The 7090-nt window shown below is 72.5% G+C and carries 2 protein-coding genes; both read left to right on the forward strand.

Annotated elements, in window-relative coordinates; genetic code table 11:
• The first annotated feature begins 248 nt into the window (after window positions 1–248).
• The gene (locus ACFXGX_RS01150) at window positions 249–737 is read left to right on the forward strand and encodes a phosphopantetheine-binding protein (RefSeq protein WP_384783331.1); all 489 of its coding nucleotides are present in this window, start codon (window positions 249–251) and stop codon (window positions 735–737) included.
• Between the two features lie 34 nt (window positions 738–771).
• Window positions 772–7090, forward strand: a 6319-nt coding sequence (locus ACFXGX_RS01155) for a type I polyketide synthase (RefSeq protein ID WP_384783333.1), incomplete at its 3' end; no start/stop codon positions are given.

The following is a 7090-nucleotide window of genomic DNA, read 5'->3' on the forward strand; positions in this document are numbered from 1 at the left end:
CGTGTTCGCCCCCCGGGCTAATAGTATAATTTTGAGAGACCCCTAAAAATTAAAGCGGCTGTTGTTCGGTGGTGGGGGCGCCCACCCACTCCCCCCACCTGGCCCCCCTGCCCCCCCCCCCCGCGGCGGCGCCTCCCCCACCCCCCGGCCCCCCCCGCGGCCGCCCCGCGGCCGCAGGGACCCCCGCCCTGGCCCGCCGCCTCGCCGGGATACCGGAGGCCGACCAGGAGAAGGTCCTGCTGGACCTGGTGCGCCACCAGGCGGCAGCCGCCCTCGGCCACGCCACCGCTGCGCGCATCGAGCCCACCACGGCCTTCAAGGACATCGGCTTCGACTCCCTGACCGCCGTGGAACTGCGCAACCGGCTCAAGGCCGCGACCGGGCTCCGGCTCAAGCCCACCCTTGTATTCGACCACCCCAACCCCGTCGCGATCGCCCGTCTCCTCCACAAGGACCTGGTGCTCGACCTAACAGCCGAGGCCCCGCCCGTGTTCGCCGAACTGGACCGGCTGGAGGCGCAGCTCGCCGCGCTCGCCCCGGAGGACGCGGTGCGGGACGAGGTCACCGCCCGGCTCAAGGCGCTGCTCTGGAAGTGGACGGACACCCATCAGGACGCCGCGGTGAACACCGCCGACGCCGGCCCCGGCACCGACCGCGACATCGACCTGGACCGGATCGACACCGCCACCGACGACGAGATGTTCGACCTCATCGACCAAGAGCTTGGGTCCCGCTGACTCACCTCACGCACTGCTACCGAGGACGTAAAACATGTCGAACGACGACAAGCTCAGGGATTACCTCAAGCGCGTGATGGTGGACCTGCGCCAGACCCGCAGGCAGCTGGGTGAGCTGGAGGCGAAGGACACCGAGCCCATCGCCGTCGTCGGGATGGCCTGCCGCTACCCGGGCGGCGTCGGCTCGCCCGAGGACCTGTGGCAATTGGTCGCCTCGGGTGGCGACGGAGTGTCCGGGTTCCCCACCGACCGCGGCTGGGACCTGGACACGATCTACGACCCCGAGCCCGGGCGGACGGGCCGCACGTACGTGCGCGAGGGCGGATTCCTCTACGACGCCGGCGAGTTCGACCCCGCGTTCTTCGGGATCTCCCCCCGCGAGGCACTGGTCATGGACCCGCAGCAGCGGCTGCTCCTGCAGACCTCCTGGGAGGCCCTCGAACGCGCGGGCATCGACCCCGTCACCGCACGCGGCACCCGGGTCGGCGTGTTCGTCGGCACCAACGGACAGGACCACGCCTACCTCCAGCGGCAGGGCGACAGCGACATCGAGGGCCACCTCGTCACCGCGAACACCGCAGCCGTGGTGTCCGGCCGCATCTCCTATGCCCTCGGTCTCGAAGGCCCGGCGGTCACCGTCGACACGGCCTGCTCGTCCTCGCTGGTGGCGCTCCACCTGGCCGCCCAGGCGCTGCGCCGCGGCGAGTGCTCGCTCGCCCTGGCCGGCGGCGTGACCGTGATGGCCACGCCGAACACCTTCATCGCGTTCAGTGCCCAGCGCGGCCTGTCGTCCGACGGCCGCTGCCGCGCGTTCTCCTCGACCGCCGACGGCACGGGCATGTCCGAAGGCGTCGGTGTGCTCCTGCTGGAGCGGTTGTCCGACGCCCGCCGGCTCGGCCACGACGTGCTCGCCGTCATCCGCGGCAGCGCCGTCAACCAGGACGGCGCCTCCAACGGCCTCACGGCCCCGAACGGCCCGTCGCAGGAGCGCGTGATCCGGCAGGCGCTGGAGAACGCACGCCTGACAGCCTCCCAGGTCGACGCGGTCGAGGCGCACGGCACGGCCACCACCCTCGGCGACCCGATCGAGGCGGAGGCACTGCTCGCCACGTACGGTCACGAGCACTCGGGCGACCGGCCGCTGTGGCTGGGATCCATCAAGTCCAACATCGGTCACACGCAGGCCGCCGCGGGTGTCGCCGGTGTGATCAAGATGGTGATGGCCATCCGCAACGGCGTCCTGCCGCGGACGCTGCACGTGGACGAGCCGACCGCTCAGGTCGACTGGTCGGCGGGCGGCGTCAAGCTCCTGACCGAGGCCGTCCAGTGGCCCGAGTCGGACCACCCCCGCCGCGCCGCGGTCTCGTCCTTCGGTGTCAGCGGTACCAACGCGCACACGATCATCGAGCAGGCCCCGGCCCTCGACGAAGAGCCCGCCGTGGAGCCGGTCGGGGTCCCGACCGCCGGCGCGCTGCCGTGGGTGCTCTCGGCGAAGAGCGACGCGGCGCTGCGCGCCCAGGCGGAGCGTCTGCTCTCCTTCCTGGAGGACGGCCGGAGCGGCCCCGGGAGCACCCCGGCCGACTTCGGCTTCTCCCTCGCCACGACGCGCACCGCCTGGGACCGCAGGGCGGCCGTCGTCGGAGAGAGCCTGGAGGAACTCGCCGAAGGCGCACGGGCATTGGCGTCCGGCACCCCGTCCGCGGCCGTCGTCCACAACGTGGCCCGCCACGGCGACAAGACCGGGTTCCTGTTCTCCGGCCAGGGCTCGCAGCGGCCCGGCATGGGGCGCGAACTCTACGACGCCTTTCCGGTGTTCGCGGCGGCGTACGACGAGATCCGCGCCCATCTCGACGTCACGCTCGACGTCGACGCGGAGGAGTTGAACCAGACAGGTTGCACCCAACCGGCGTTGTTCGCCGTCGAGGTGGCCCTGTTCCGGCTTCTCGAATCGTGGGGTGTGCGGCCGGATTATGTGGCTGGTCATTCGGTGGGTGAGATCGCGGCCGCGCATGTGGCGGGGGTGTTGTCGCTCGCGGATGCGGCGAAGTTGGTGTCGGCGCGTGCCGCGTTGATGCAGGCCCTGCCCGCGGGCGGCGCCATGGTGGCGGTCCAGGCGACCGAGGACGAGATACTGCCGCACCTGTCCGACGGCGTCGGCATCGCGGCGGTCAACGGGCCTCGGTCCGTCGTCGTCTCCGGGGCCGAGGATGCCGTACTGGAGATCGCCGAGGTCTTCACCCGGCAGGGTCGTAGGACGTCTCGTCTGAAGGTCAGTCACGCGTTCCATTCGCCGTTGATGGATCCGATGCTGGAGGACTTCGCGGAGGTCGTTCGCGGGCTGGTCTTCGACGAGCCGCGGATTCCTGTGGTCTCGAACTTCACCGGGCGTCTGGCCGAGGCGTACACGCCCGAGTACTGGGTGCGGCACGTCCGTGAGGCGGTCCGCTTCGCCGACGGCGTGCGGACCATGCACGAGCTGGGCGTGACGACCTTCGTGGAGATCGGACCAGGCGGTGTCCTCAGCGCGCTCGTCCAGGGCTGTGTGGACGACGCGGTTGTCGTGCCCGTGCTGCGCGCTGACCGCCCCGAGCCGCAGGCCCTCGTCACCGCCCTCGCCGAACTGCACGTCAGCGGCGCAGAAGTGGACTGGCACGCCTTCTTCCCGGGCGCCCGGCGCGTCACCCTGCCCACCTACGCCTTCCAGCAGGAGCGCTACTGGCTGGAGGCCCCCGAGGCCGAGACGGCCGCCGTGGACGCGGTCGACGCCGAGTTCTGGGCGAGCGTCGAGCGCGAGGACGCCCAGTCCCTCGCCGCCACGCTGGGGCTGAGCCCCGAGGAACTAAACGTCGTAGTACCGAAGTTGTCGGCCTGGCGGGGTCGGCGGCGCGAGCAGTCCGTCGTGGACGGCTGGCGCTACAAACTGGCCTGGCAACCGCTGAACGGCCTGTCCGCAGGCGACCTGTCCGGCAGCACATGGCTGTTCGCCGCGCCCGAGGGCGACGAATGGGCCGGCACGGTTCGCGCGGCCCTGGCTGGACGCGGCGCGTCCCTGATCCCGCTGACGGTCGGCGACGACGCCGACCGCGCGTCCCTGACCGACGAGCTGACCCGGGCCGCGGCCGAAGCCGGATCGCTTGACGGCGTCCTGTCCCTGCTCGCGACCGACGAGACCGCCTCGCCCGAACACCCCGCGCTCTCGCAGGGCCTCGCGCAGACCGTGGCCCTGGCCCAGGCACTTGGCGACGTGGGCATCGACGCGCCGCTGTGGTGCGCCACCCGCGGCGCGGCCGCCACCGGCCGCGCGGACGACGCACCGCTCAGCGCGATGCAGAACCAGGTGTGGGGCCTCGGCCGCGCCCTGGCCCTGGAGCACGCCCGGCGCTGGGGCGGCCTGATCGACCTGCCCGCGGCCGTCGACGAGCGTGCCGCCGTCCGTATCGCCGCCGTACTGAGCCAGGGAGCCGGCGCTGCCGATGGCCCGGAGGACCAGGTCGCCGTCCGCGCCACCGGCGTGTTCACCGCCCGGCTCGCTCACGCCCGAAGCGGCGCCGGTCGGCCCTGGACACCGCGCGGCACGGTGCTGGTCACCGGTGGTACGGGTGCGTTGGGCGGGCACGTCGCCCGCTGGCTCGCCGGTGCCGGTGCCGAGCACCTGGTGCTCACCAGCCGCCGGGGCGCCGACGCGCCCGGCGCGACCGCGCTCAGGGCCGAACTGGAGGAGCTGGGAGCGCGCGTCACCCTCGCCGCGTGCGACGTCGCCGACCGCGAAGCGGTGGCGGCGCTGCTCGCCGAGCACACCTTCACCTCCGTCTTCCACACCGCGGGCGTGGAACAGTTTGCCCCCTTCGACGAGTTGACGCCGGCCGACTTCGCCCGCACGGTGGCGGCGAAGGCCGGCGGCGCCGCGCACCTGGACGAACTGCTCTGCGACCGTGAGCTCGACGCCTTTGTCATGTTCTCCTCGATCGCCGGCGTGTGGGGAAGCGGACTGCAGGCCGCCTACGCGGCCGGCAACGCCTTCCTCGACGGACTCGCCGCCCGGCGGAGGGCCCGGGGCATGACCGCGACCGCGATCGCCTGGGGTCCGTGGGCCGACGGTGGCATGGTCACCGACGCCGACAGGGAGCACCTGCGCCGCCGCGGCGTCGTCACCCTGCCCGCCGCACTCGCCGTGACCGCGGTCCAGCGCGCCCTGGACTGCGACGACACCGCGGTCGTCGTGGCCGACATCGACTGGGAGCGGTTCATCGGACCGTTCACCCTCGGCCGCCCGAGCGCCCTGCTGTCCGAGTTGCCCGAGGTGCGCCGCGCCGGCGCCACCGCACCGGCCGATGCCGCCACCGGCGCCGCGCCCCTGGCGGCCCGACTCGCCGGACTGCCGGAGGCCGAGCGCACGGAGATTCTGATCGACCTGGTCCGCGCGCACGTCGCGGCCGTCCTGGGCCACTCCTCGGCGGTGGAGGTCGAGCCCGACCGGGCCTTCAAGGACCTCGGCTTCGACTCCCTGACCGCCGTCGAACTCCGCAATAAGGTGAACACGGCGACCGGTCTCGCGCTGCCGCCCACGCTGGTCTTCGACTACCCCAACACCACGGCGCTCGCCCGCTTCCTGCAGAGCGAGCTGCTCGGATCGACGGCCGCCGTGGAGCAGGAGCGGCATGGGTCCGCCGACGACGAGCCCATCGCCATCGTGGCGATGAGCTGCCACCTGCCCGGCGGCGTCGACTCGCCCGAGGCGCTGTGGGACCTGGTGACGTCCGGCGGCGACGCCATCTCCGCCTTCCCGTCGAACCGCGGTTGGGACGTCGCGGATCTCTACGACCCCGACCCCGATCGCCCCGGCAAGACGTACGCGCGCGACGGCGGCTTCCTTTATGGCGCCACCGACTTCGACGCCGGCTTCTTCGGGATCTCTCCGCGTGAGGCCCTGGCGATGGACCCGCAGCAGCGCCTGCTGCTGGAGGCCTCGTGGGAGGCCTTCGAGCGGGCCGGGATCGCCCCCGCGCAGTTGCGCGGCAGCCGGACCGGCGTCTTCGTCGGCATGGCCTACCAGGGCTACGGAGCCGATGTGCGCCGCTCGCCCGACGGCGTCGAAGGACACCGGCTCATCGGCGGCGCGTCCAGCGTCGTCTCCGGCCGGGTGGCCTACACCTTCGGACTCGAAGGGCCCGCCGTCACGATCGACACGGCCTGCTCGTCGTCCCTGGTCGCCCTGCACCTGGCCATGCAGTCGCTGCGCAACGGCGAGTGCACGATGGCGTTGGCCGGCGGCGTCACCGTCATGGCCGGTCCGAGCGTTTTCGTGGAGTTCAGTCGCCAGCGCGGCCTGTCGCCCGACGGACGGTGCAGGGCGTTCGGCGTCGGCGCTGACGGCACCGGCTGGGCGGAGGGCGTGGGCGTGGTGCTCGTGGAGCGCCTCTCCGACGCCGTGCGCAACGGCCACGAGGTCCTGGCGGTGGTCCGCGGCAGCGCCGTCAACCAGGACGGCGCGTCCAACGGGCTGACCGCGCCGAACGGCCCGGCGCAGCAGCGGGTGATCCGCCAGGCGCTGGCCTCGGCCGGGCTCGCTCCGGGCGAGGTGGATGTCGTCGAGGCACACGGTACGGGCACGAGGCTGGGCGACCCGATCGAGGCGCAGGCATTGCTCGCCACGTACGGCCGGGAGCGACCCGAAGGACAGCCGCTGTGGCTGGGCTCGTTGAAGTCCAACATCGGTCACGCGCAGGCGGCGGCGGGTGTCGCCGGTGTGATCAAGATGGTGATGGCGATGCGCCACGGCGTCCTGCCGCGGACGCTGCACGCTGATGAGCCGACGCCGCATGTGGATTGGTCGGCCGGTGATGTCCGGCTGCTGACCGAGGCCGTCGACTGGCCCGATTGGGACCGTCCGCGCCGTGCCGCGATCTCGTCCTTCGGTGTCAGCGGCACCAACGCCCACACCATCATCGAACAGGCCCCCGCCACGGCCGAGCTGCCTCCCACGCCGCCCGACCCCGGCGCGCTCGTGCCGTGGGTGCTGTCGGGCAAGGGCGAGCGGGCGCTGCGTGCCCAGGCGGCCCGGCTGGCCGGGCACCTCGATGCGAACGAAGGCTGGACGCCTTCCGACATCGGCCTCTCCCTGGCCTCCCGCGAGACGTTCGAGGACCGCGCGGTGCTCCTGGCAGAGGGCTCGGACGAGCTCCGGCAAGCCCTCACCGCCCTCGCCGCCGGCCAACAAGCGGCGAACGTGACGCTGGGACGAGCCCGCTCCGAGGGCAAGGTCGGTTTTCTGTTCTCGGGTCAGGGTTCGCAGCGGATCGGTATGGGGCGTGGGTTGTATGCGGCGTTCCCTGTTTTCGCCGATGCGTATGACG

This window comes from Streptomyces sp. NPDC059371 (genome assembly GCF_042751995.1).
GTDB lineage: Bacteria > Actinomycetota > Actinomycetes > Streptomycetales > Streptomycetaceae > Streptomyces.